The sequence below is a fragment of the Oryzomonas rubra genome (assembly GCF_008369015.1).
Classification (GTDB): Bacteria; Desulfobacterota; Desulfuromonadia; order Geobacterales; family Pseudopelobacteraceae; genus Oryzomonas; species Oryzomonas japonica.
Genome location: NZ_SRSD01000003.1, coordinates 183,787 through 207,099, shown reverse-complemented (window position 1 = coordinate 207,099; position 23,313 = coordinate 183,787). Strand labels below are relative to the sequence as shown.

Genomic DNA, 23,313 nt, shown 5'->3' with positions numbered 1-23,313 from the left:
GCCGAAGGTGTGCCTTGACTTTGTCGAAGGGAATGTTTACCTTTCAGCCAGTCCGAGAGTCAGCTTCATCATCAATGGTAGGCAAGGTGGTTATATGCCACGTTTTTCTCGCAGACAGCCGTTTCAGCAGGAACTCTTTGGCCGGCACCTCGGTGAAATCCGGGATCTGCTGGACGCCCTTGAACTTCGTGATGTCTTCGGCGAGGGGGAGAACCGCCCGCCGGTGGATATGTACGAGACCTGCAATGAGATCGTTCTGGAATTCGATCTGCCCGGTTTTCGCATCGAGGACATCAGTCTGACGCAGCATGGCGCGACCCTCGTGCTCGAGGCGCATCGCCCTTGCGAACAGGCGGTCGGCGACGCCCATTATGTCTGCCTCGAACGGGGTTACGGCCGTTTCCACCATGCACTGCATATCCCGGGTTGTATTGATACATGCGCCATCAAGGCCGAATACCGTTACGGTGTTCTGCGGGTGAGATATCCCAAAACTGGTGACCGGCAGGTAACGATAAAGGAGATACAAGATTGAGCGAGATAGATAAGGATATGGAAAAACAGGAATCGGAAGAGGTGAAGATTCCCGAGGTGTTGCCGCTCTTGCCGGTGCGCGATGTGGTGGTCTACCCCTTCATGATCATCCCGCTCTTCGTGGGGCGCGAGATGTCGGTCAAGGCCGTTGACAGCGCTCTGGCCGGGGACCGGATGATCCTTTTGGCCACCCAGCATGAGATCGGCGAGGAGGACCCGACCCCGGACAAGATCTACGAGGTCGGCACGGTCGCCATGATCATGCGCATGCTCAAGCTGCCGGACGGCAGGGTGAAGATTCTCGTCCAGGGGCTGAGCAAGGCCCGTATCACCGAGTATGTGACGGAGAAGCCGTTCCACACGGTACGCATCGAGAAGATGGTCGACACCCCGCTCCAGGACGTTTCCCTGGAGACGGAGGCGTTGGTGCGCACCGTGCGCGAACAGCTGACCAAGGTCATTGAACTGGGCAAACAGGTCTCCCCCGAGGTGATGGTAATCCTGGAAAATATCCAGGACCCCGGCAGCATGGCCGATCTGATTGCCAGCAACCTGGGGCTGAAGGTGGCCGATGCCCAATTGCTTCTGGAGATGAGCGAACCGGTCATGCGCCTGACCAAGGTCAACGAGTTCCTGAACCGCGAGGTGGAACTGCTCAGCGTGCAGGCCAAGATCCAGAGCGCGGCCCGCGAGGAGATGGGCAAGAATCAGCGGGAGTACTACCTGCGTGAACAGATGCGCGCCATTCAGCAGGAGTTGGGGGATGGCGAAGGCAAGGAGGATATCGCCGAGATCCGCAAGGCCATCGAGACCGCCAAGATGCCCGAGGCATCCCAGAAGGAGGCCCTCAAGCAACTGAACCGGCTGGAAAACATGCATCCGGACGCCGGTGAGGCAGGTATCATCCGCACCTATCTGGACTGGCTGGTTGAACTCCCCTGGAGCAAATCCAGCCGGGACAGCCTGGACATCGTCCGCGCCAAGGAGATTCTGGACGACGATCACTACTACCTGGACAAGATCAAGGAGCGCATCCTGGAGTTCCTGGCGGTGCGCAAGCTGAAGAAAAAGATGAAGGGGCCGATCCTCTGCTTCGTGGGCCCTCCGGGGGTCGGCAAGACCTCCCTGGGCAAATCCATCGCCCGGGCCATGAACCGCAAGTTCGTGCGCATATCCCTGGGCGGCGTGCGTGATGAGGCCGAGATCCGCGGCCACCGCCGCACCTACATCGGCGCCCTGCCGGGGCGCATCATCCAGGGGATGAAGCAGGCCGGCACCAACAATCCGGTCTTCATGCTGGACGAGTTGGACAAGCTGGGCTACGACTACAAAGGGGACCCTTCGTCGGCGCTGTTGGAGGTGCTGGACCCGGAACAGAACCATTCGTTCTCCGACCACTACATCAATATGCCGTTCAATCTCTCCAACGTGATGTTCATCGCCACGGCCAACCAGATCGACCCGGTGCCGTCCGCCCTGCGCGACCGCATGGAGGTGATCAACCTGGCCGGGTACACCGAGGAGGAGAAGCTGGAAATCGCCCGCCGCTATCTGGTGCCGCGCCAGATAAAGGAGAACGGCCTCAAGGCGAAGGATATCAGTTTCGAGGACGATGCCATCCGCGAGATCATCACCAAGTACACCCGTGAGGCGGGCTTGCGCAATCTGGAACGGGAGATCGGCACGGTATGCCGCAAGGTGGCGCGCAAGGTGGCCGAAGGGGGCACGCGTACCGTCAAGATCGCGGCCAAAAACCTGCACACCTTCCTGGGGGCGCCCAAGTATCTGCGGGAAGAGGATCTGGACAAGAACGAGGTCGGCGTGGTCAACGGCCTGGCCTGGACGCCGGTGGGAGGAGAGATTCTGCACATCGAGGCCACCCTGATGAAGGGAAAGAGCGCCCTGACCCTGACCGGACAGTTGGGGGACGTGATGAAGGAGTCGGTCCAGGCGGCCCATTCCTACATCCGCGCCCACGCAGACATTCTGCACATCAACCCCGATTTTTTCCAGGACCATGAGATTCACGTCCATGTCCCGGCCGGCGCCATTCCCAAGGACGGCCCCTCGGCCGGTGTCGCCATGACCACGGCGCTGGTCTCGGTCCTGACGCGCATCCCGGTCAAGAAGGACGTGGCCATGACCGGCGAGGTCACCCTGCGGGGCAAGGTGCTTCCCATCGGTGGCCTCAAGGAGAAGATCCTGGCGGCGGTGCGTTCGCGGATGCGGATGGTCATCATCCCCGAGCAGAACAAAAAGGACCTGGAGGACATCCCGGCCGAGATACTCAAGAAGGTCAAGATCGTCCCGGTGCACGAGGTGAGCGAGGTGCTGAAACTGGCCCTGGAGAAGTTTCCGCCCCCAGCGCCGTCCACCCCCAAGGAGCCTGCGAAGAAACCGCGCAGCGGCGAAGCCACCCCCAAGGTGCTGATGCGTCCCCGCAAGGAAATTTCTGCCGGGGCACGGGGGTGAAGATTGGAGAGTTGGGCGAATTCGGCCTGATCTCCCGTATCGCTTCCGGCCTGGCCAACGGCACAGGCGTCATCACCGGCATCGGTGATGACGCCGCCGTAACGGCCCTTTCCCCGGGTATGCAGTTGTTGACCTCGACCGACATGCTGGTGGAGGATGTGCACTTCCGCCGTGTATGGCATGACCCCTACCGCCTGGGGCGCAAATCCCTGGCGGTCAGCATCTCCGACATCGCCGCCATGGGGGGGATCCCCCGCTGGGCGCTGCTCTCCCTTGCCGTTCCCCCCGACACCCCCCTCGAATTCCTGGACGCATTCACCCGCGGTTTTCTTGCCATGGCCGCGGAACACGGCGTGGCCCTGATCGGCGGCGACACCTGTTCCTCCCGCGACGGCCTGACCATATCCGTCACCATCATGGGGGAACAGGAGCCGGAGAGGATCGTACGGCGCTCCGGCGCGCGTCCCGATGACGACATCTGGGTGACCGGAACCCTGGGAGACGCCGCCCTGGGGCTGGAATTGCTGGAAAAGGGGAAACTCCCCTCTCCCGTGACGGTGGAGGAGGAACGCCTCATCTCCCGTCTGCTCGATCCGTCCCCCCGGGCCGCTGTTGGCCGGGCGCTGGCGGAGGCCGGGCTCGTATCGGCCATGATCGATGTCAGCGACGGGCTTTTGGCCGATTTTGGCCATATTGCCGAACTATCCGCCCTCGGCGGTACGATTCACCTTGACGCTCTCCCTCTTTCGCCGGACTTTCGCACCGTTCTCCTCTCCCACCCCTCGTCTCATCCTGATCTTGCCCTGGCCGGCGGCGAAGAGTACGAACTGGCATTTACCGCGCCCGCGGCCAATCGGGAAAAAATTGTCCAACTTATGAAAAAAAGTGGCATTGATGCTCGGCCTGTTGGTATAGTAACGGCCTCGCCCGAGGTCACGGTCGTTTTAGCCGACGGCAGCACATATGCCCCACAGAACAAGGGATACAACCACTTTACATAACTTTCCGAAAGGAGCATCACACGATATGCAGCAGGCAGTCATTCCCGCAGACAAGGCCAGGCTCTGTGCCGACGCCATCCGTTTTCTCGCCGCTGACGCGGTTGAAAAGGCCAATTCCGGCCACCCCGGATTACCTATGGGGGCCGCAGACTGCGCCTTTACCCTGTGGGGCAATTATCTCTCCTTTAACCCCGAAGACCCCCGCTGGCCCAATCGCGACCGTTTCATCCTCTCGGCCGGCCACGGCTCCATGCTGCTCTATTCGCTCCTGCACCTGTTCGGCTATGACCTGCCGCTGGAGGAGTTGAAAAACTTCCGCCAGTGGGGCAGCAAAACCCCCGGGCACCCCGAGTTCGGCCATACCGTCGGGGTCGAGGTGACCACCGGTCCCTTGGGCCAGGGGTTCGCCAATGGGGTCGGCATGGCCATAGCCAGCCGGATGGCGGCGGAACGCTTCAATACCGCCGACTTCAGCCCCATCGACCACACCATCTACGCCCTGGTGGGCGACGGCGACCTGCAGGAGGGGATCAGCTACGAAGCCGCCGCCCTGGCCGGTCATCTCAAGCTGGGCAACATGGTGTATCTCTACGATGACAACGGCATCACCATCGAGGGCAAGACCAATCTGGCCTGGTCCGAGGACGTGGCCGGGCGTTTTACCGCCAGCGGCTGGCATGTGCAGAAGATCGACGGCCACGACTACACCCAGATCATGGCCGCCATTGCCGCCGCCAAGGCCGAGACGGGGCGCCCGTCGATCATTATCGCCACCACCCACATCGCCTTCGGCAGCCCCGCCAAACAGGATTCCTCCGGGGCCCACGGCTCGCCCCTGGGCAAAGACGAGATCGCCGCCACACGGGCCAACCTGGGATGGCAGCATGCCCCCTTCGAGGTGCCGGAAGAGGTCCGTGCCATCTGCCGTGAACGGGTCGAGGCGCTCAAACGCCGCTATACCTTCTGGCAACGCGGTTTTTCCGGCTGGCATGCCGCCAATCCCGAAAAGGCAAAATTGTGGGATGAAATGTGGAACAAGCAGGTACCGGCCACGCTGGCCGATGAATTGCTCGCCGTGGTTGCCGACAAGGACGGCGCCACCCGAGCCCTGTCCGGCGCGGTTCTCCAGAAGGCGGCCGCCCTTATCCCCGCCCTGGTGGGCGGATCGGCCGACCTGTCCCCTTCCAACAACAGCGATATCAAGGGCGCGCCTTCCGTGCAGCCGGGCGCGTTTGCCGGCCGCAACCTGCATTTCGGCATCCGTGAACACGCCATGGGCGCGGTGGTGAACGGCATGGCCCTGTACGGCTGCTTTATCCCCTACGGCGCCACGTTCCTGGTCTTTTCCGACTACTGCCGCCCATCCGTCCGTCTCTCCGCCCTCATGAACGTGCAGTCGATCTATATCTTTACCCACGACTCCTTTTTTGTCGGCGAGGATGGCCCCACCCATCAGCCGATCGAGCATGTGGCCTCACTCCGCATGATTCCGGGCCTCCAGGTGATCCGTCCGGCCGACGGCCTGGAAACGGCACAGGCCTGGCAGGCGGCATTGCAACGCAGCAATGGGCCGACGGTCCTGATCCTCACCCGCCAGAAACTTCCGGTCATTGCCCGCCCCGCATCCTTTGACAGAGCCGATGGCCTCAAGGGAGGATATGTCGCGGCCTCGCCCGCCGGAAGGCCCGACGTGGTCATCATGGCCAGCGGCTCCGAGGTGCATGTGGCGGCCGATGCGGCAGGCCTCCTGGCAGCACGGGGGATCGGAGCCCGCATCGTCTCCGTGCCCAACCTGGGGCAGTTCCAGGCCCAGCCTGCCGCCTACCGCGACGAGGTGCTCCCGGCAGGAGTTCCCCGCGTGGCCTTTGAAGCGGGGCGTGGCGAGTCCTGGGGCAAGCTTCTGGGATGCGACGGCCTGTTCATCGGCATCGAACACTTCGGCGCCTCGGCCCCGGACAAGGTGCTGGCGGAACAGTTCGGCTTCACCGCGCCCCAGGTGGCGGATAAGATCGCTGCTTTCCTGAAAAAGTAATAGGCGAAGCTCACCACGGAGGACAACAAAGGGGAAGGTAGGCACATCTAAAAAACGGCTTGCTGCCTTCTTCCCCGTGTACCTCCGTTTTTTCTCCATTCCATTGCCTCCGTGGTCCGGCTTTTTGAGGTTTCTTATGGAGCTGATCGAACTGCTCAAAAAATCCCTGCTCTTCTCCGGCCTGAAGGATAACGACCTGGCTGAACTGGCCGCCATTACGGTCCGCCGCACGTTCCGGAAAGGTGAGTCCCTCTTCAGCGAGGGTGATGAGGCCACCGGTTTTTACCTTTTGGTATCGGGCAGCATCAAGCTCTGCCGTATCGCCCCCGATGGCCGGGAAAAGGTGCTGCACTTCGTGCAACCCCGCGAGACCTTTGCCGAAGCAGCGTTTTTCGGCGACGGGCGCTATCCTGCCGAAGCCCGCGCCCTGGCGGCCGGCGAGGCGCTCTACCTGCCCAAGGAAGGGTTTCTGGAGCTGATGGGGCGCAACCCCAATTTCTCCCTCAACCTGGTGGTCTCCCTGTCGCTCATGCTGCGGCAGTTCGCCCGCCAGATCGAGGAGCTCTCCTTTGCCGACGTCACCTCGCGGCTGGCCTCCTTTCTGGTCCGGCGGTCCGCCGAAAAGTCGGCCAGTTACGGCGGCATCACCTACATCGACCTGGGGGTCAAAAAGGGCGAGCTTGCCTCGCGGCTCGGCACCGCCAGCGAGACCATCTCCCGCACCCTGCGCAAACTGAAGGACGAGGGGATTATCGAGGTCCAGGGGAGCCGGGTGGTGATCCACCAGATGGAAAAGCTGCAGAAGCTGTCCGAGCGGCACGAGTGAAGATCGAGGATACTTTTGCCACGGAGCCACAGGGATACAGAGAAAAACAAGATCAAGGACATAGAAATCTTTGTCGGTTCGGAAACAGCAGAGGCGTGCCGTATCTCCATGGGAAATTCTGTCTGATTTGGGTAAAAGGAGCTATTCATGTTGATCGTCATGAGCCATAATGCCACCACGGCCGATATTGACGCCGTGGTCCGGACCGTAAACGAGATGGGCCTTACGGCGGCGCCGATCCCGGGCAGGGAGCGGACCGCCATCGGCGTCCTGGGCAACCAGGGATATGTCGATGACAGCAAAATTCTGGAACTGACGGGCGTACAACAGGTGATCCACGTTTCCAAACCATACAAGCTGGTTTCCCGCGATTTTCATCCCGAAAATACCATCGTCGATGTCAGGGGCGTCCGTGTCGGCCAGGGGTGCCGGCCGGTGGTGGTGGCCGGGCCGTGCGCCGTGGAGAGCGAGGAGCAGATCGTCAAGACGGCCCTCTTCGTGAAACAGGCCGGCGCCGACATGCTGCGGGGAGGGGCGTTCAAACCGCGCACCGGCCCCCACACCTTCCAGGGGCTGCGGGAGGAGGGGCTGAAGCTGCTCGCCGTGGCGGGGAGGGAGAGCGGCCTGCCCATCGTTACCGAGGTGATGAGCCCGGACAGTGTGGGGCTGGTGTCCGAGTACGCCGACCTGCTCCAGGTAGGGGCGCGCAACATGCAGAACTTCGACCTGCTGCGGGAACTGGGCAGGATCCGCAAGCCGGTGCTGCTCAAGCGCGGCATGAGCGCCACGGTGGAGGAGTTCCTGGCCGCAGCCGAGTATATCCTGGCCGAGGGGAACGACCAGGTCATCCTGTGCGAACGGGGTATCCGCACCTATGAAACTGCGACCCGCAACACCCTCGACCTGGCCATTGTGCCGCTGATCAAGGAGCTGTCCCACCTGCCGATCATGGTCGATCCCTCCCACGCCACCGGCAAGCGCAGCCTGGTGCCCCCCATGGCTCTGGCGGCGTTGGTGGGCGGTGCCCAGGGCGTGCTGGTGGAGGTGCACCCGGAACCGGAAAAAGCGCTCTCCGACGGTCCCCAGTCGCTCACCTTCCCCGGATTCGGAAACCTGATGGAAGAGGTCCGGCGGCTGACCGGTTTTCTGGGGTATGTCTGACCGTTTATAAAAGACTTGTAATGATTTGGTCGCCGGTGTAATAATGAAACCACCAGATCGTTCTCTCTACCCTGTTGGTCGGCAGTAGCACCCGGGCGGAATGCTAAACAAAACGGGGGTCGCTCCCTGCTGTGGTGTGCTGCCCCATTACGCGGGATTTGCCTGAAGCAGTATACTGACTCCCATGGTTGAGGAAACTCGCCGGAGGTCCTTTAAGCTGACGGCAGGGTGGAGAGAATGAATAAAAAAAGGGGAAGCCTCGCGCTTCCCCTTTTTTTTGTAAACCTGAATCCGTGACGCCTCCCTGCCGCCGCTGGTCCGGAAGGCTGCGTTTGAAGAGTTTGCGACCATCAGGCGGCGGACGGGCCTATGTTACGGCATAGCGACGGGCAGGCCCCGGCTCTTCCGGACACTGTGGCATTCCGGCGTCACGGATTCAGGATAAACTTGACGTCCCTTAGCCCAATTCCCGGCCCGTGGTCGTCATCACCAGCTTGCCGTGCTTGACCCCCTTCACGCCGATCAGGGAGTCTGCTATGGCCTTGATCTGGCTCGCCTTGCCCCTGACGATCAGCACCTCGAGACAATTGTGGTGGTCCAGATGCACGTGCAGGGTCGAGATGATGCGGTCATGGTGGTCGTGCTGGATGGCGGTCAGCCGGTCGGCCAGGTCGTGGACGTGGTGGTCGTAGACCAGCGTCACCGTGCCGACCGTTTCCTCGTTGCCGTCTTCCCAGGTCTGCTCCACCAGGGCGTCGCGGATCAGATCGCGTATGGCCTCGGAACGGTTGACGTAGCCCTTTTCCGTAACCAGCCGGTCAAAACGCTCCAACAGCCCGTCGTCGATGGATATGCCGAAACGTATGGTCTCTCCCATCACACCCCCCTATTCTGTTGATAGAATCTTCGTCAGACATGCAACGAGACGTTCGTTTTCCGGGCGCGTACGCACCGCAATGCGGAAAAAACGGGGCGTAAGGCCGCTGAAGCTGGCGCAGTCGCGGATAATGACCAATTCGGGCAGGAGTTTTTGCGCCAGTTCCCGGGCCGTCATCTCGCCCGTAAGCTCCACCAGCAGGAAGTTGGCGCGGGAAGGGTAGACTCTGAGCTGGGGAAAGCCGGCCAACCGGTCGGCCAGGAAGCGCCGTTCCTGGTCGATGAAGAGGAGGGTCCGTTGATTATGCTCCCGATCCCGCAGGGATGCCATGCCGGCCGCCTGCGCCAGGGTGTTGACGTTCCACGGTACGCCGAGTGCGTCGAGACGCCCGCACAACGGCGCATTTGTCATGGCATACCCCAGGCGCAGGCCGGGGATACCGAAGAATTTGGTCATGGAGCGCAGGATGAGGGCGTTATCGCTCGTGACGACGGCGTGTTTGGCCGACGCCTCCTCGCAGAAGTCCATAAAGGCTTCATCCAGCACCAGAAAGGTGCCTGCTGCGCTGCACAGGTCGCGGACCTGTTCGACGATGGGCGGCGGATAGAGCGTGCCGCTGGGGTTGCCGGGGTTGCAGAGGTAGAAGGCATCGTACCCCTCGGCAAGTTTCGCTTCCAGCCGTGCCGGGTCCAAGGAAAAACCGTCCTCGGGTGCGAGCGGGAAGTGGTGCACCTCCCACCGCTGCCGCTCCAGGGCCCGCTCGTATTCGCTGAAGCAGGGGGCGGCGAGCAGGGCGCGTTTCCCGGAGAGGACGGCCGGCAGTTGGTAGATGAGTTCCGTCGAGCCGTTGGCGATAACGAAGTGAGCTGCGGGAAGCCCGTGGTAATGGGCGAGGGCCTCTTTCAACTCTTCATGGCCGGCGTCGGGGTAATGCACCAGGCTGTCAAAGGCGTGGTCGACGGCCGATCTCACCAGGGGCGACGGTCCCAACGGATTGATGCTGGCCGAGAAATCGGCCAGTGCGGACAGCGGGACGCCAATCCGGCGCGCTGTCGCGAATATGGTGCCGCCGTGGTCATAACTGCGGGACATGGAAGCCTTTCAGCGCCCAGGCAGCGGCAATGCAGATGGCTGCCATGAGCAGGGTGGTGGCGTACATCAGCCTGATCATACTCCGGTATGCCCGGCCGTCAAGGGGGAGGAGCGGGTCGCCGATGGGCTCCTTCCAGGAGGGGGTGCCGCCATAGCTGGCCGTCCCCCCCAGGCGCACCCCCAAAGCCCCGGCGGCCGCAGCTTCCGGGTGGCCGCTGTTGGGCGAAGGATGATTGCGGCGGTCGCGCAGCGTGATGCGCGCGGCGTTGCGCCATGAAAGTCCGGTCAGGGGCGAGGCCATGATCATCAACAGGGCGGTCAGACGGGCGGGGAGGAAATTCAGCAGGTCGTCCATGCGGGCCGATGCCCACCCCAGCCGCAGATAACGCTCGTTTTTGTAGCCCACCATGGAGTCCAGGGTGCTGACCGCCTTGAAGGCGATGCCGGCCACCGGGCCGCCGAGGGTCAGCCAGAACAGGGGCGACACAATGCCGTCGGCGGTGTTCTCGGCCACGGTTTCCACCACTGCCCGCCATATATCGGCATCGCTGAGATCGTGGGTGTCCCGGCCGACGATATGGGACAGGTTACGCCGCGCCGCCTCCCGGTCTCCGGCCATCAGAGCGTCGGCAACCAGGGCCGATTCCCGGTGGAGGGAGCGGGCGGCCAGGCAGGTGTAGGAAACGTACGCTGCGCCCAGGAGGCCGGCAAGGGGACCAAGGATTGTGAGCCCGTTCAGCGCCAACCAAACGGTTGCCGCGCTCGTGCCCACGGTGAGGAGCAACAGGCCGATGCCGGCGGCCCGCTCATGGCGGGTGATCTTGCGCAGGCTTGATTCCAGAAAGGCGATCAATCGGCCGATCAGGACCACCGGATGGGGCAACCGGCGGGGGTCGCCCAGGGCCAGGTCCAACGCCAGGGCCAGGATCAGCACTGCCGGTTCAGCGGGTGTCACCGTTCCAGCCCGCACATATCCAGCAGGAGGGGGATGTCGAGGTGCCGTTCGAGGTGGTCGGCCAGCCGGTCGAAGGGGTCGCCGCGATCCGGTTCGCGGGCGTCATGCCGTTGGGGGAGCCCCTTGTCGCAGCGGATGCGGTTGAGGTAGGCCTCCCGGAAACGGGCGTTGTCGAAGATGCCATGCAGGTAGGTACCGAAGACCCGGGCATCGGGGGAGACCGCGCCGTCCTGGACCGCAACCTGGGCGGCTCCGCGTCGGGAGATGCGGGCAAAGGGGCGCCCCGCGCCGACGGGGGTGGTGATGCCCATGTGGATCTCGTAGCCGGCCAACTCCTCCTCGCAGCCGGGGGCTAGTGCCTGACCGGCGTCGTCGAGGCGGGCCGCCGCCTGATGGGTCGTCTTTTTCGGCAGGAGTTCCGTCTCCACCGGGAGCAGGCCGAGCCCGGCCAGTTCCCGAACGTCCGATTCCACGCCGTGGGGGTCCGACACCCGTTGGCCGAGCATCTGGTAGCCGCCGCAGATGCCGACGATCTGCCCCGTGAAGCCCTTGATCGCCTCGGAGAAACCGCGCTCCTCCAGGTAGCGGAGGTCGGGGATGGTGGTCTTGCTGCCCGGAAGGATGAGGACATCGAGCCCTGCTATCTGCTGCGGCGATTCCAGATAGGTGAGGGTGCAGTCCGGCTCGCAACTGAAGGCGTCGAAATCGGTGAAGTTGGAGATGCGCGGCAGCCTGACGACCCCTATGCGGATGGCATTCGGGGCGGGGGCACCGCCGGTCGGATGTGAGGGGCGGCTGAGGGCCATGCTGTCTTCGGCCGGCAGATTGAGGTCCGCAAGCCAGGGGAGGACGCCGATGACCGGGATGCCGGTCCGCTCCGTGATGAAGTCGAGCCCTGGCCGCAGGATGGCGGCGTCGCCGCGGAATCTGTTGATGATGATCCCGCGGATCATCGCCTTCTCATGGGGCTCCAACAGGTCGATGGTGCCGACGAGCTGGGCGAAGACGCCGCCGCGGTCGATGTCGGCCACCAGTATGACCGGGCAGCGGGCCATGGCGGCAACCCGGAGGTTGGCGATGTCGTTGTGCCTGAGGTTGATCTCGGCAATGCTCCCGGCACCCTCGATGGCGATGAAGTCGTAACCGCCTTTCAAACGTTCGAAACTCTCCGCGACCCTTGCAAAGGCCTGGGGCTTGTACGCATCGTACTGTGCCACATTCATGGAGCCGACCGGCCGCCCCTGGACGATGACCTGGCTGCCGGTGTCGGAATTGGGCTTCAGCAGCACCGGGTTCATGTCGGTATGGGTCTCGATGCGGCAGGCCTGGGCCTGCACGGCCTGGGCCCGGCCGATCTCGCCCCCGTCGGGGGTGACGGCGGAGTTGAGGGACATGTTCTGGGATTTGAAGGGAGCGGTGCTGATGCCGCGCCTGACCAGCAGACGGCAGAAGCCGGCCGTGATGACCGATTTGCCCACGTCCGACGCGGTGCCGCAGAACATGACGGCGCCCGGCCGGGATACCTCTGCCTTTGCAGGCATGGAGATAACCGGCCGTCCGGCGGAGGACCGGCATGGCGCCTGGTCCGCTGCGGCATGGTCGGCGTGCGGGCTCCGGTTCTTCTGGCCACTGCGGCATTCCGGCGTCACGGATTCAGGCTCCGTATTGGTGGCGGCGCCGTACTTGCCGGCATAGCCGCGGGGCGTGACCATGCGTCCGTGGCTGTCCACAAAGCTTTTGCTGTTGCCGATGATCACGATGGTGGACATGTCGATCCGGTGCTCCAACAGCCCCCCTAGGGTGGTGACGGTGCTTCGCTCGTCCGGGCGGCAGGCGTTGCGCACGATGCCCGCCGGGGTCTCGGCCGGCCGGGAGGCCAGGATGATGCGGCGGGCCTCCTCGATCTGGGTGACCCGTTTTGTGCTGCGGGGGTTGAAGATCACGATGACGAAATCGGCCCGGGCGGCCGCTGTAAGCCGTGTCATGATCAGGTCCCAGGGGGTGAGCAGATCGGAAAGGGAGATGACGGCAAAGTCATGCATCAGCGGGGCGCCCAGCACGGAGGCCGCCGCCTGGATGGCCGAAATGCCCGGTATGACCCGGACATCCGGCTGGGGCAGGCCGCTTTCGGCCTCGTTTTCCAATAACTCCAGCACCAGGCCGGCCATGCCGTAGATGCCGGCGTCCCCCCCGGAGACCAGGGCGACCGCTTCGCCGGCGCGCGCCCTGACGATGGCCTCGCGGCAGCGCTCGATCTCGCGCATCATGCCGGTTGCCACCGTCGTTTTCCCGGCGATGAGGGGGCTGATCTGCTCCAGATAACTGTCGTAACCGATAATGGTTGTGGATTCGGCGAGGGCCTGCCGGGCGGCATCGGTCAGGTGGACGATGTCGCCGGGGCCGGTGCCGATGATATACAGGGGTGGCATGAAATCACCTATTCAGGGTCGGGGTGGATGCCGCACGGCTTGAGGTGCGGTAAAGATGCTAGGATCAGGCGCTGTACGATGCGTAGAGCTGTTTTACCCGTACCAGATAATTTTGTGTTTCGCGGGGCATGCGGTCCGGCCTCCTGTCCACGTTGCCCGGCCCCCAGTTATAGGCGGCCAGGGCCGAGTCCACGTTGCCGTCATAGCGGTCGAGCAGGTCGCGCAGGAAGCGCGTCCCGGCCATGACGTTCTGCTCGGGGTCAAAGGAGTCGTTGACGCCGAGGGAACGGGCGGTCCCGGGCATGAGTTGCATCAGGCCCCGGGCCCCTGCGGAGGAAACGGCCGTGGGGTTGAAGTTGCTTTCGGCCTTGATGACGGCCTTGATGAGCCCCGTATCGACCCCGTAACGGCTGGAGGCCTTGGCGATGATCGGCTCCAGCCATTCTTTGTCGCTGCCCAGGGGCGTCGAAGACGCGGACGGGTACACCGCAGCAGGTTGTGCCGAAGGGGACTTCCCCCCGCTGTCGGCTGTCTGGCTGGGGGTTGCCTGCACGGCGGCGTCGGCATAGGCCTTGATGAGGGGCTGGAGCAGGGACGGCTGCTGCCCGAGCGTCTGGGCCGGCGAGGCGTCGGACGAGCCGTCTCCCGCCAGACTCAGGGTGGTCTGGAGCATCTGCAGGCTGAGAGCCTCGGCAAGGTTTTGGGCGCTGGCCTGCTGCGTCTGTTCTGTCGCCGAGCTCTCCATGGCACGGTCGAGCCGTTCGGCGAAGACGCCGTCGGTCCGTCCAGTGGCGTCTTGGCGCTCGCTCTTGCGCGATTCCAGCGCCAGAACCGATTTGAGAAGCGACAGATTGCCGCTGATATCGATGGTCATTGCGTCTCGGACTCCTTGCCGTAGGCCAGGTTCTTTTTCTTCAGCTTCTCGATCAGGGTCGTGCGTTTCAGGTTCAGCAGCATGGCCGCTTCCTTCTTGTTCCCCCTGGTCCGCTCCAGAGCCTGAAGGATCAGCCGGTTCTCGAACTCGTCGAGGACCGAGTTGAGGCAGATGCCGCTTTCCGGGAATTCGTTCCCGACCGTGACTGCCGGGGCCTGTACCTGAACCGTCCGGGAAAGGTATTTCTCCGGGAGATCGTCAGGGGTAATGAGGCCGCTGTCCTTGAGGATCACCAGGCGTTCCACCAGATTCTCCAACTCCCGGACGTTCCCCGGCCAGTCGTAGGCGCAGAGGATTCCGAGGGTTTCGCTGGAAAAGCCCGTTACCTCATGCCGTTTTTCGCCATTGAAACGGTCCAGAAAGAAGTCTATCAGCAGCGGTATGTCCTCACGCCGTTCCCGCAGGGGGGGGATGGTGATGGGAATGACCGACAGCCGGTAAAAGAGGTCTTCGCGGAAGTCCTGGGACTCCACCAGTTCCTCCAGTTTTTTGTTGCTCGCCGCAATGATGCGGACATCCACCTTCTGAGACTTCGTCGACCCGACCGGCTCGAATTCCTTGCTCTGCAGAACCCGCAGGAGCTTGACCTGCAGATTGGCCTTCATGTCGCCGATTTCATCCAGGAACAGCGTCCCCTTGTCCGCCATCTCGAAACGTCCCGCACGATTGGCATACGCGCCGGTGAACGACCCCTTGATATGGCCGAACAACTCGCTTTCGATCAGGTCTTCGGGGATGGCTGCGCAGTTGATCGGGACAAAATTCTTGTCGCTCCGGGAACTCAACTGGTGTATGGCACGAGCTGCAAGTTCCTTGCCAGTGCCCGATTCTCCCTGGATTAACACCGTGGCGTTTGATGCGGCGATCTTTTCGATCAATTCGAAGAGGGCGGCCATCCGGCTGCTTTTCCCGATGATGGAGGAGCAGAGCGCGCGAGGGGCGCGTGGTGCAGCCCAGGCGTGGGGCGTTTTCATGGTCTGGAACTCCCTGGCGCGCATGACCAGACTTTCCAGCTCGTCCAGATTGAGCGGCTTGGACAGGAAAAAAACATTGTCTTCGTTTGCCGAGTTGATATGGGCATTGTTGCTGTAGCCGATCAGGACGAGAAGCGGGTTTATCTTCTTGGCCTCTTCGATGAAATCAGGGGCGATATCGGCCAGCAGCTTCAAGTCTGCGATCACGATGCCGATATGTTTTTCATGTAGCGTGTCAAAAATATTGGATGCCTGGGTGGCGTGGGCGATGTTGTACCCCTGGTATTTCAAAAAAGCCGATATGAGATCGCGGGTTTTGCGATCGTCCTCGACTATGAAAATGGTGCCCGGCGTATCCATGATGTATCCAATTACTGGCGGAGGTATGCGATGATGTGTCCAGGGTGCTTCGAAAGGCCTTGAGGATGAATAATAGGGCTCATTGACACTAAAGTCAAGAAAATGACTTTATGTTTTTTGCGATTGGCAGGGCAATTGATCTGCTTGGTATTGTCGGCCCGAATTAAATTTTTATCGTACTTGATAAATAGCGGCCTGCATGATAAATATTAGTCATAATTTAGTATTCTAATTTATGCGGGGTCTGTCGTCCTGACAAACTTCCATAACTATTTTGATCATTTCGAGCATGCTTATCCACATGGAGGAGGGAGTAATGAACGATGCGCTCGTGCCGGTGAAATCTGATGAATCTCGCGATAAATTGATACAGTTGGTAAGCTTTAATCTTGACCAGGAGGAATATGGGGTCGATGTCCTCAAGGTCAGGGAAATTATCCGGATGCCGAACGTGACGCGCGTTCCCAATACTCCCCAGTATGTCGACGGTGTCATCAACCTGCGCGGCAAGGTGATCCCCATCATTTCCATGCGCAAAAAATTCGGCCTGATGGAAGTGGACAACGACAAGCAGACCCGCATTATGGTCATGGATGTGGAAGGAGAGCTGATGGGCTTCATCGTCGATGCCGTTTCGGAGGTCATCCGCATTTCCGGCAGCGAGATCCAGCCTTCGCCCGCGGTAGTGGCCAGTGGCATTGACCAGGAGTGCATTGCTGGTGTAATAAATCAGGCTGAACGTCTGCTGGTTTTGCTCGACCTGGAGAAGATGTTCTCCGGCGACGAGAGACGGCTTTTTGCATCAATGTAGTCGTAGGGTCCAGTTTTTTTCAAGGAGACGTTAATGCCACCGTTTGATAGTGAAGACCAGGAACTGCTGGAAGGCTTCCTTACCGAGACAACCGAGCTGCTCGAGAAACTCGACGACGATCTTGTGGCTTTGGAGAAGGAAAAGTCCTCGGACGACCCCGAACTTCTCAATCGGATTTTTAGGTCGATCCACACCGTTAAGGGCGCTTCGAGTTTTCTGGGCTTCGACCTCTTGGTTAAAGTGACCCATAAGACGGAGGATGTCCTCAATCGCCTGCGAAAAGGCGAATTGACGGTGAACCCTGAAATCATGGATGTCATTCTCGAAGCCACGGATCTGGTCAAGGTCCTGGTAAGCGATATCAAGGCGGGTGAGATTCAGGAACGGGAGATCGACGGCACCATAGCCAAGCTGATGCCGCTCCTTTCCGAGAGCGTTGCCGCCCAGGCTCCGGCCGCCCCGCAACCCGCTGCCGACGCAAGTCCGCAGACGGCTGCCGAGCCCGATGCGGCTCCTGCCCCGGATGCCGCGGCAGCATCGTCGGCCGAACCGCCGCCGTCGCCTGTCAAACAGGAAGTCGCACCGGTCCCGCCGCCGAAACCGGCCGGGGACGCGGTCGCCAAGAAGGCGCCGGTGCCCAAGCCGACCGAGGGAAAGGGAGAGGATCTTTCCGACAACACCACCGTGCGCGTCGATGTCAAACGCCTTGACGACCTGATGAATCAGGTGGGCGAACTGGTGCTTGAGCGTAACCGCATGATCCAGCTTAATCAGGATCTGCAGCAGGGTGAATCGGAACGGCTCGATTTTAATGAGGAATTCGGCAAGCTCACCAAGCGGATGAGCTTCGTCACCTCGGAACTGCAGATGCAGGTCCTGAAGATGCGCATGATCCCGGTGGACAAGGTTTTCAAGAAGTTTCCCCGTATCGTCCGCAGCCTGGCCCGCGATCTGGGCAAAGAGGTCGATCTGCAGATCTTCGGCGAAGAGACCGAGCTGGACCGCTCGGTTGTTGACGAGATCGGCGATCCACTCATCCACTTGATCCGCAATGCCATGGACCACGGCCTGGAGACCCCCGACGAACGCGTTGCCGCCGGTAAGCCGCGGGTGGGCGTCCTGATCCTGGCCGCCGTCCACGAGGGCAACCAGATCATCATCAGCATCAAGGACGACGGCCGCGGCATCGACACCGACCGGGTCGGGCGCAAGGCCGTGGAAAAGGGGCTGATCACCGAGGAGCAACTGGCCGCCATGAGCCAGCGTGAAGTCTTCGATCTGATCTTTCTGCCCGGCTTCTCGACCAAGGAGAAGGCTTCCGACCTCTCGGGCCGGGGGGTCGGCATGGACGTGGTCAAGACCAACATCAAGAAGCTCAACGGCTTGATCGAGATCAAGAGCGAAAAGGGGCTGGGATCGGAATTTATCCTGCGCCTCCCGTTGACCCTGGCCATTATCCAATCGCTCCTGGTAGAGGTGGAGGGAGAAATCTACTCCATTCCGCTCTCCTCCGTGCTTGAGACCCTGCGGGTCGAACAGCGCACGTTCCACATGGTCGGCGGCCAGGAGGTGCTCAAGCTGCGCGAATCGGTGCTGCCGCTGATGCGCCTGCAACGGAAGTTCAACGTACAGCAGCGCTATGAAAACGACGATTTCTGCTATGTCGTCGTTGTCGGCGCCGCGGACAAGCGCATGGGACTGGTGGTCACACGCCTGGTGGGCCAGCAGGAGGTGGCCATCAAGTCGCTCGGCAACTACCTGGCCAACATCCCCGGCATTGCCGGGTCCACCATCCTCGGCGACGGCCGGGTCACCCTGATCGTCGACCCGGTTGGGCTCATCGATGACGGCGAAAGCGCTCCGGGCCGGTAGGCCGGCAGCTCCCCCCAATCTTTTTCTTCCCGGCAGCGCGAGTCGGCGATTCGACTCGCGTTAAAAGGGACCTGGACAAAAAACCGGTACAATTGAAGGTTGCCGATTCGATAACTGACATAGATATGCTGGCGTTCTTGGAGTAGGCGCCAACCACAAGCCCAAAAGGACCGACCGTGTCAATATCCGATAGTGATTTCATACAGCTGCGCGACTTTATCTACAATATCTGCGGAATGTACTTCCATACCACCAAAAAGTACTTCTTGGAGAGCCGTCTCAGTCGGAGGATGGAGATTACCGGCACGAAGACGCATCTGGAGTACTATCAGTTCCTCAAATCGCCCCGCGGTTCCGAAGAACTGAAGTATCTGATGGATGAAATCACCACCAATGAAACCTATTTTTTCCGTAATGTGCCGCAACTGACGGCGCTGGAAACAAAACTTCTGCCCGAAATCGTCGAAACCAAGAATAAGATGGGGTTTCGCAAGCTGCGCATCTGGAGTGCCGGCTCCTCCTCGGGGGAGGAAGCCTATACCATGTCCATGATGCTGCTGGAAAAGCGTACGACGCTCCTCAAGGACTGGATTATCGAGATCGTCGGCACTGATATCAACGAAACCGTCATCTCCCAGGCCAAAGAGGGGATTTACAACGCCTATTCGGTCCGTAACATCCCCGACCTTTACAAACGCAAGTACATAAAGGAGGAGAACGGCAAGTTCCTTCTTGCGCCGGAGGTCAAGAAGTTCGTTACGTTCAACAAGCTCAACCTGTACGATGATTCCAAGATGATCTTCATGAAGAGTTTTGATTTTATCTTTTGTGCCAACGTGTTGATCTATTTCGATACTGCTTCAAAATCCAAGGTTGTCCAACACTTTTACAACAACCTGCAACCATACGGTTATTTCTTTGTAGGCCAGTCCGAGTCCCTGCACGGGGTCAACGACAAGTTCAAGACCGTCCACTTCCCCGGTGGCTTCACCTACAAAAAGTAGCCTGAAAGGTATACTCCATGGACAAGCTCGCGATGATACAGAGGGCGGAAGAACTGGTTGGTACAATCGAGGACCTGCCGACGATTCCCGTGGTCGCCACCCAGGTGCTGCTGCTCCTTGACCAACCGGAGGTGAGGGTCGAGGATGTGGCCGACCTGATGCTGACCGATCAGGTCATGACCGCCCGGGTGATGAAGATGGTAAACTCGCCGATCTTCAAGCCCGGCCACGACATTACCTCCCTCAGGCTGGCGCTTGTCTATCTCGGCTTGAAGCACATCCGCGAACTGGCCCTTACCACCTCCCTGATCAATGCCTTTGACGCCGATACGGGTGATTTTCAGATCAGCGCCTTCTGGGAGCATTCCTTCGGGGTCGGCATGGTTTCCAAGATCATTGCCGAAAAGATCGGGTATCCGGATCTCGAAAAGGCTTATATCGGCGGCATTATCCACGACCTGGGCGTCGTCTTCCTGAGCCAGTACCAGCGCGAGAATTTTCAGGCGGTCCTGGACCGCATCAAGGATAAGCCGATCAAGCTGGTGGATGCCGAGGCGGAGCTGCTGGGCACGACCCACTGCGAGATCGGCCTGTGCATGGCCCGGAAATGGAACTTCCCCGAGGTGTACTGCGAGCTGATTTCCCAGCACCACACACCTGCCGAGGCGACCATCGACCCGGTCCTGTGCGCCATCGTCAACCTGTCCGACCTGTTCTGCGGCGTGCGTGAACTTAATTATGGTGGGAGAGAGTGGGTAAGTTTCAACCTGTCCGATGAAGCCGCTTGGCAGATACTCAGGAACGAGGCCCCGAATCTGGCAAACCTTGATATTGAACGTTTCTGCTACGAGCTGGACGACGCCATTCCCGATGTCAAGGCGTTGGTCAGTTCGATATTTACTTCACACGAACAGGCGGGGGATTGATGCTTACTTCCCGAAGCGGAAAAATACGGGTACTTATCGTTGACGACTCTTCGTTCATGCGCATGGCGATACGAAGTGTGCTCTCCAAGGACCCCTCCTTTGATATCGTCGGTACAGCGGCAGACGGCATGGAAGGGGTGGAGAAGGCCATCGCCCTCAAGCCGGACGTCATCACCATGGACGTGGAAATGCCCCGCATGGACGGCATCGCGGCCCTGCGCCAGATCATGGCCAAGGCGCCCACCAGGGTGCTCATGGTCTCCACCCTGACCAACGAAGGGGCCAAGGCCACCTTCGAGGCCCTCGACGCCGGCGCCATCGATTACATCCCCAAGAACGTCACCGACTCGGCCGAGGCCCAGCACATCTTTCGCGAGGAGTTGCTGCGCAAGGTCCGGGAAGCCGGCAAATCCCATGTGGGCCGCATCGCAGCCTCCTCGCCGGTACGGCCGGCCGGCGTTACCCCCGTTGCCGCACCTCCGACGCGCCCCACGGCATCGCGGTTTACCGGCAAAAAGATCAATTATGTGGGGATCGGCGCATCCACCGGGGGACCGGTGGCGCTCCAAGAGGTGCTCTCCCGTATTCCCGTCAATTTTCCCTACGGCATCATCGTCGGCATTCACATGCCCAAGGCCTTTACCGGCCCCTATGCCGATCGCCTGAACGCCAAATGCTCCATGACCATCCGGGAGGCGGTGGATGGCGATGTACTCAAGCCCGGCCTGGCTCTGGTCGCCCCTGGCGGCATGCATACCACCCTGGTGCGCAGGGGAACGAGCGTTGTGGTTAAAACCGTCCCCACCAGCGCCTATCCGCAGTATGTCTATATCCCCTCGGTGGACCTGATGATTTCGAGCATGGCCGAGGCAACCAACGGCTCCATGCTGGGGGTTATCCTGACCGGTATGGGCAACGACGGTTTCAAGGGGATGCAGCTCCTGAAGAGCAAGGGGGGGCTGACTATTGCCCAGGACGAGGCGACATCGACCATCTACGGCATGCCCCGGGCCTGTGTCGAAGGCGGGGTCGCCGATGAGGTGCTGCCCTTGGGGCAGATCGGTTTCGAGATATCCAAGTTCATGGGGTAGCCGCAGGGCTACCTTCCTCAAGAGAAAAGCGAAAACAAAAAGGGCGGCCCTGTCAGGGACCGCCCTTTTTTGTCTTATCGTTGAGCATGCACAACCAGCCCTTTGGCGGTGGTCACGACCTTGCAGTTGGAAAACCCCTGCCGTTTCAGCCGTCGCAGGATGAAAAATGCGGCAACCGGATGGACATGGGGCAGCATCAGGGGAAAATTCTCCAGGGGCAGTCTTCTGATGGCCTGCCAGGTCGCCCGTACCCGGTATCCCCCCCGCGGTTCACCCTGCTTGCCCGGTTGTGCGGCGGCTTCGGTCATGCCTAGCTATGCTCGCTGGTTTCGTGGAACTCCAGCTTCTTCCAGTTTTCCATCGTATTGTCCAGACGCCATTGGCTGCCGGCCATGTAGGTCAGCTTCCCTTCGCCGTCGATATAGAGGTGCATGACCTCCTTCTTCTCGAACTCCTCGATCTCCTTCTTCTCGCCGAGAACCCAGCGGGCGGTCACGTAGCTGACCGGCTCGAAGGCCACCTTGACCCCGTATTCGAACTCCAGGCGGTGCATGACCACCTCGAATTGCAGCAAGCCGACCGCCCCGATGACCCAGTCGGCACCCATCAGCGGTTTGAAAACCTGGGTGGCGCCCTCTTCGGCCAGTTGCACCAGACCCTTCTCCAGCGCCTTTGACTTCATGGGGTTGAGCAGCCTGACCTTGCGGAAATGTTCCGGGGCAAAGCTGGGGATGCCGGTGAACTTCAACTCCTCCCCCTGGGTGAAGGTATCGCCGATCTTGATGGTGCCGTGGTTGTGGATGCCGATGATGTCCCCCGGCCAAGCCTCCTCCACATTGGTCCGGTCCTGGGCCATGAAGATGGTGGCGTTGGCGATCTGCACCTCGCGTCCCAGGCGTACGTGGCGCACCTTCATGCCGCGGGTGAACTTGCCGGAACAGATGCGGAAGAAGGCGATCCGGTCCCGGTGTGCCGGGTCCATGTTCGCCTGGATCTTGAAGGTGAAGCCGCTGAAGGGCTCTTCGTAGGGCGACACCATCCGGCTGATCGTCTCGCGGGGCAGCGGCGCGGGGGCATACTCCACAAAGGCGTCCAGAAGCTGTTGAACGCCGAAGGTGTTGATGGCGCTGCCGAAAAAGACCGGCGTCTGCTGTCCGGCCAGGTAGGCCTCCTTGTCGAAGGGATGGGCGGCCCCCTCCAGGAGTTCCACGTTATGGCGCAGCTCATCCACCTGGCTGCCCAGTAGTTCGTCCAGCAGCGGGTCGTCCAGGCCGGTGGCGGTCAGCACCTGGCCGGTGCCGTTGGCCGCATCGGGGTCGAAAAAGGTCAACTCCTTGGTGTGGAGGTGATAGGTCCCGCGGAAGCGCTTGCCCATCCCCACCGGCCAGGTGACCGGGGCGGTCTGCATGTGCAGGTTTTTCTCGATGTCGTCCAACAGGTCCAGGGGGTCCTGCCCCTCCCGGTCGAGCTTGTTCATGAAGGTCATGATCGGGGTACGGCGCAGGCGGCAGACCTCCAGGAGCTTCTTGGTCTGGCTCTCCACCCCCTTGACCGAGTCGATCACCATCAGCACCGAGTCAACGGCGGTCAAGACCCGGTAGGTATCCTCGGAGAAGTCGTTGTGGCCGGGGGTGTCCAGCAGGTTGATCTCGCAACCGGAATAGGTGAATTTCATGACGGAGGAGGTGACGGAGATACCGCGTTGCTTTTCCAGCTCCATCCAGTCGGAGGTGGCATGGCGGGAGCTCTTCCGGGCGCGGACCTCTCCGGCCTGCTGGATGGCCCCGCCGAAGAGGAGCAGTTTTTCGGTGATGGTGGTCTTGCCGGCGTCAGGGTGGCTGATGATGGCAAAGGTACGGCGTTTGTCGACTTCCTGCTGGTTATGCATTTCCACGTGTGCTCCTTTAGCAATCGAAAGGCGGGCTTGGCCCGCCTTTGTTTTTTCCATGATGATTTCAGGGG

Annotated in this window: 19 protein-coding genes; 11 read left to right on the top strand and 8 right to left on the bottom strand. The window is 61.0% G+C overall.

Going from position 1 to position 23,313, the window contains the following annotated elements:
- Positions 1-94: 94 nt before the first annotated feature.
- The 6 genes from ET418_RS06015 to aroF all read left to right on the top strand — a co-directional run bounded on the left by ET418_RS06015 (position 95) and on the right by aroF (position 8,026).
- Positions 95-535, top strand: a complete 441-nt coding sequence (locus ET418_RS06015) for an Hsp20/alpha crystallin family protein (protein ID WP_149306683.1) — start codon at positions 95-97, stop codon at positions 533-535.
- On the top strand, positions 532-3,006 hold the full coding sequence (gene lon, locus ET418_RS06010; RefSeq protein WP_476703885.1) for an endopeptidase La: 2,475 nt from the start codon (positions 532-534) through the stop codon (positions 3,004-3,006). The genes ET418_RS06015 and lon overlap by 4 nt, the downstream gene beginning before the upstream one ends.
- On the top strand, positions 3,003-4,007 hold the full coding sequence (thiL, locus tag ET418_RS06005; protein ID WP_149306682.1) for a thiamine-phosphate kinase: 1,005 nt from the start codon (positions 3,003-3,005) through the stop codon (positions 4,005-4,007). Before lon ends, thiL begins: the two co-directional genes overlap by 4 nt.
- Before the next feature lie 25 nt (positions 4,008-4,032).
- Positions 4,033-6,039 carry a transketolase gene (gene tkt, locus ET418_RS06000; protein ID WP_149306681.1) on the top strand — a complete coding sequence of 669 codons (2,007 nt, stop codon included), beginning with the start codon at positions 4,033-4,035 and terminating at the stop codon, positions 6,037-6,039.
- Positions 6,040-6,175: 136 nt separating this feature from the next.
- Positions 6,176-6,865 carry a Crp/Fnr family transcriptional regulator gene (locus ET418_RS05995; RefSeq protein ID WP_149306680.1) on the top strand — a complete coding sequence of 230 codons (690 nt, stop codon included), beginning with the start codon at positions 6,176-6,178 and terminating at the stop codon, positions 6,863-6,865.
- Positions 6,866-7,012: 147 nt separating this feature from the next.
- The gene (gene aroF / locus ET418_RS05990; RefSeq protein ID WP_149306679.1) at positions 7,013-8,026 is read left to right on the top strand and encodes a 3-deoxy-7-phosphoheptulonate synthase; all 1,014 of its coding nucleotides are present in this window, start codon (positions 7,013-7,015) and stop codon (positions 8,024-8,026) included.
- A gap of 457 nt (positions 8,027-8,483) precedes the next feature.
- Here aroF and nikR read toward each other — a convergent pair whose 3' ends face one another.
- The 6 genes from nikR to ET418_RS05960 all read right to left on the bottom strand — a co-directional run bounded on the left by nikR (position 8,484) and on the right by ET418_RS05960 (position 15,647).
- The gene (nikR, locus tag ET418_RS05985; protein ID WP_149306678.1) at positions 8,484-8,903 is read right to left on the bottom strand and encodes a nickel-responsive transcriptional regulator NikR; all 420 of its coding nucleotides are present in this window, start codon (positions 8,901-8,903) and stop codon (positions 8,484-8,486) included.
- Between the two features lie 9 nt (positions 8,904-8,912).
- Positions 8,913-9,995 (bottom strand): threonine-phosphate decarboxylase CobD, encoded by a 1,083-nt coding sequence (gene cobD, locus ET418_RS05980; protein ID WP_149306677.1) that lies wholly within the window; start codon positions 9,993-9,995, stop codon positions 8,913-8,915.
- A complete protein-coding gene (gene cbiB, locus ET418_RS05975; protein ID WP_149306676.1) occupies positions 9,979-10,950 on the bottom strand; it encodes an adenosylcobinamide-phosphate synthase CbiB in 972 nt (323 codons plus the stop codon). Before cbiB ends, cobD begins: the two co-directional genes overlap by 17 nt.
- Complete coding sequence (locus tag ET418_RS05970) at positions 10,947-13,379, bottom strand: cobyric acid synthase (RefSeq protein WP_149306675.1); 2,433 nt, start codon at positions 13,377-13,379, stop codon at positions 10,947-10,949. Before ET418_RS05970 ends, cbiB begins: the two co-directional genes overlap by 4 nt.
- A gap of 64 nt (positions 13,380-13,443) precedes the next feature.
- Positions 13,444-14,253: a lytic transglycosylase domain-containing protein gene (locus ET418_RS05965; RefSeq protein ID WP_149306674.1), complete on the bottom strand. Its 810-nt coding sequence runs from the start codon at positions 14,251-14,253 to the stop codon at positions 13,444-13,446.
- Positions 14,250-15,647, bottom strand: coding sequence for a sigma-54-dependent transcriptional regulator (locus tag ET418_RS05960; protein ID WP_149306673.1), 1,398 nt, complete (start codon positions 15,645-15,647; stop codon positions 14,250-14,252). The genes ET418_RS05965 and ET418_RS05960 overlap by 4 nt, the downstream gene beginning before the upstream one ends.
- A 316-nt stretch (positions 15,648-15,963) precedes the next feature.
- Here ET418_RS05960 and ET418_RS05955 point away from each other — a divergent pair, with 316 nt between their 5' ends.
- The 5 genes from ET418_RS05955 (at position 15,964) to ET418_RS05935 (ending at position 21,351) form a co-directional block, all read left to right on the top strand.
- Complete coding sequence (locus ET418_RS05955; RefSeq protein ID WP_149306672.1) at positions 15,964-16,458, top strand: chemotaxis protein CheW; 495 nt, start codon at positions 15,964-15,966, stop codon at positions 16,456-16,458.
- A 33-nt stretch (positions 16,459-16,491) separates the two neighbouring features.
- Positions 16,492-18,330, top strand: a complete 1,839-nt coding sequence (locus tag ET418_RS05950; RefSeq protein ID WP_149306671.1) for a chemotaxis protein CheA — start codon at positions 16,492-16,494, stop codon at positions 18,328-18,330.
- Positions 18,331-18,506: 176 nt separating this feature from the next.
- The gene (locus ET418_RS05945) at positions 18,507-19,334 is read left to right on the top strand and encodes a CheR family methyltransferase (protein ID WP_149306670.1); all 828 of its coding nucleotides are present in this window, start codon (positions 18,507-18,509) and stop codon (positions 19,332-19,334) included.
- Positions 19,335-19,351: 17 nt separating this feature from the next.
- Complete coding sequence (locus ET418_RS05940) at positions 19,352-20,260, top strand: HDOD domain-containing protein (protein ID WP_149306669.1); 909 nt, start codon at positions 19,352-19,354, stop codon at positions 20,258-20,260.
- Positions 20,260-21,351 (top strand): protein-glutamate methylesterase/protein-glutamine glutaminase, encoded by a 1,092-nt coding sequence (locus ET418_RS05935; protein WP_149306668.1) that lies wholly within the window; start codon positions 20,260-20,262, stop codon positions 21,349-21,351. The genes ET418_RS05940 and ET418_RS05935 overlap by 1 nt, the downstream gene beginning before the upstream one ends.
- A 74-nt stretch (positions 21,352-21,425) precedes the next feature.
- On the opposite strand, the gene ET418_RS05930 is transcribed toward ET418_RS05935, so the two are convergent.
- Positions 21,426-21,659: a hypothetical protein gene (locus ET418_RS05930; RefSeq protein ID WP_149306667.1), complete on the bottom strand. Its 234-nt coding sequence runs from the start codon at positions 21,657-21,659 to the stop codon at positions 21,426-21,428.
- A gap of 2 nt (positions 21,660-21,661) precedes the next feature.
- Positions 21,662-23,239 (bottom strand): peptide chain release factor 3, encoded by a 1,578-nt coding sequence (locus tag ET418_RS05925; RefSeq protein ID WP_149306920.1) that lies wholly within the window; start codon positions 23,237-23,239, stop codon positions 21,662-21,664.
- Positions 23,240-23,313: the final 74 nt, after the last annotated feature.

Coding starts and splice junctions, on each gene's coding strand:
- ET418_RS05955 (WP_149306672.1), top strand. CDS start 15,964: ATGAACGATGCGCTCGTGCCGGTGAAATCTGATGAATCTCGCGATAAA.
- nikR (WP_149306678.1), bottom strand. CDS start 8,903: ATGGGAGAGACCATACGTTTCGGCATATCCATCGACGACGGGCTGTTG.
- ET418_RS05965 (WP_149306674.1), bottom strand. CDS start 14,253: ATGACCATCGATATCAGCGGCAATCTGTCGCTTCTCAAATCGGTTCTG.
- ET418_RS05960 (WP_149306673.1), bottom strand. CDS start 15,647: ATGGATACGCCGGGCACCATTTTCATAGTCGAGGACGATCGCAAAACC.
- ET418_RS05940 (WP_149306669.1), top strand. CDS start 19,352: ATGGACAAGCTCGCGATGATACAGAGGGCGGAAGAACTGGTTGGTACA.
- ET418_RS05995 (WP_149306680.1), top strand. CDS start 6,176: ATGGAGCTGATCGAACTGCTCAAAAAATCCCTGCTCTTCTCCGGCCTG.
- ET418_RS05925 (WP_149306920.1), bottom strand. CDS start 23,239: ATGCATAACCAGCAGGAAGTCGACAAACGCCGTACCTTTGCCATCATC.
- ET418_RS05970 (WP_149306675.1), bottom strand. CDS start 13,379: ATGCCACCCCTGTATATCATCGGCACCGGCCCCGGCGACATCGTCCAC.
- ET418_RS05935 (WP_149306668.1), top strand. CDS start 20,260: ATGCTTACTTCCCGAAGCGGAAAAATACGGGTACTTATCGTTGACGAC.
- tkt (WP_149306681.1), top strand. CDS start 4,033: ATGCAGCAGGCAGTCATTCCCGCAGACAAGGCCAGGCTCTGTGCCGAC.
- cobD (WP_149306677.1), bottom strand. CDS start 9,995: ATGTCCCGCAGTTATGACCACGGCGGCACCATATTCGCGACAGCGCGC.
- ET418_RS06015 (WP_149306683.1), top strand. CDS start 95: ATGCCACGTTTTTCTCGCAGACAGCCGTTTCAGCAGGAACTCTTTGGC.
- ET418_RS05950 (WP_149306671.1), top strand. CDS start 16,492: ATGCCACCGTTTGATAGTGAAGACCAGGAACTGCTGGAAGGCTTCCTT.
- aroF (WP_149306679.1), top strand. CDS start 7,013: ATGTTGATCGTCATGAGCCATAATGCCACCACGGCCGATATTGACGCC.
- ET418_RS05930 (WP_149306667.1), bottom strand. CDS start 21,659: ATGACCGAAGCCGCCGCACAACCGGGCAAGCAGGGTGAACCGCGGGGG.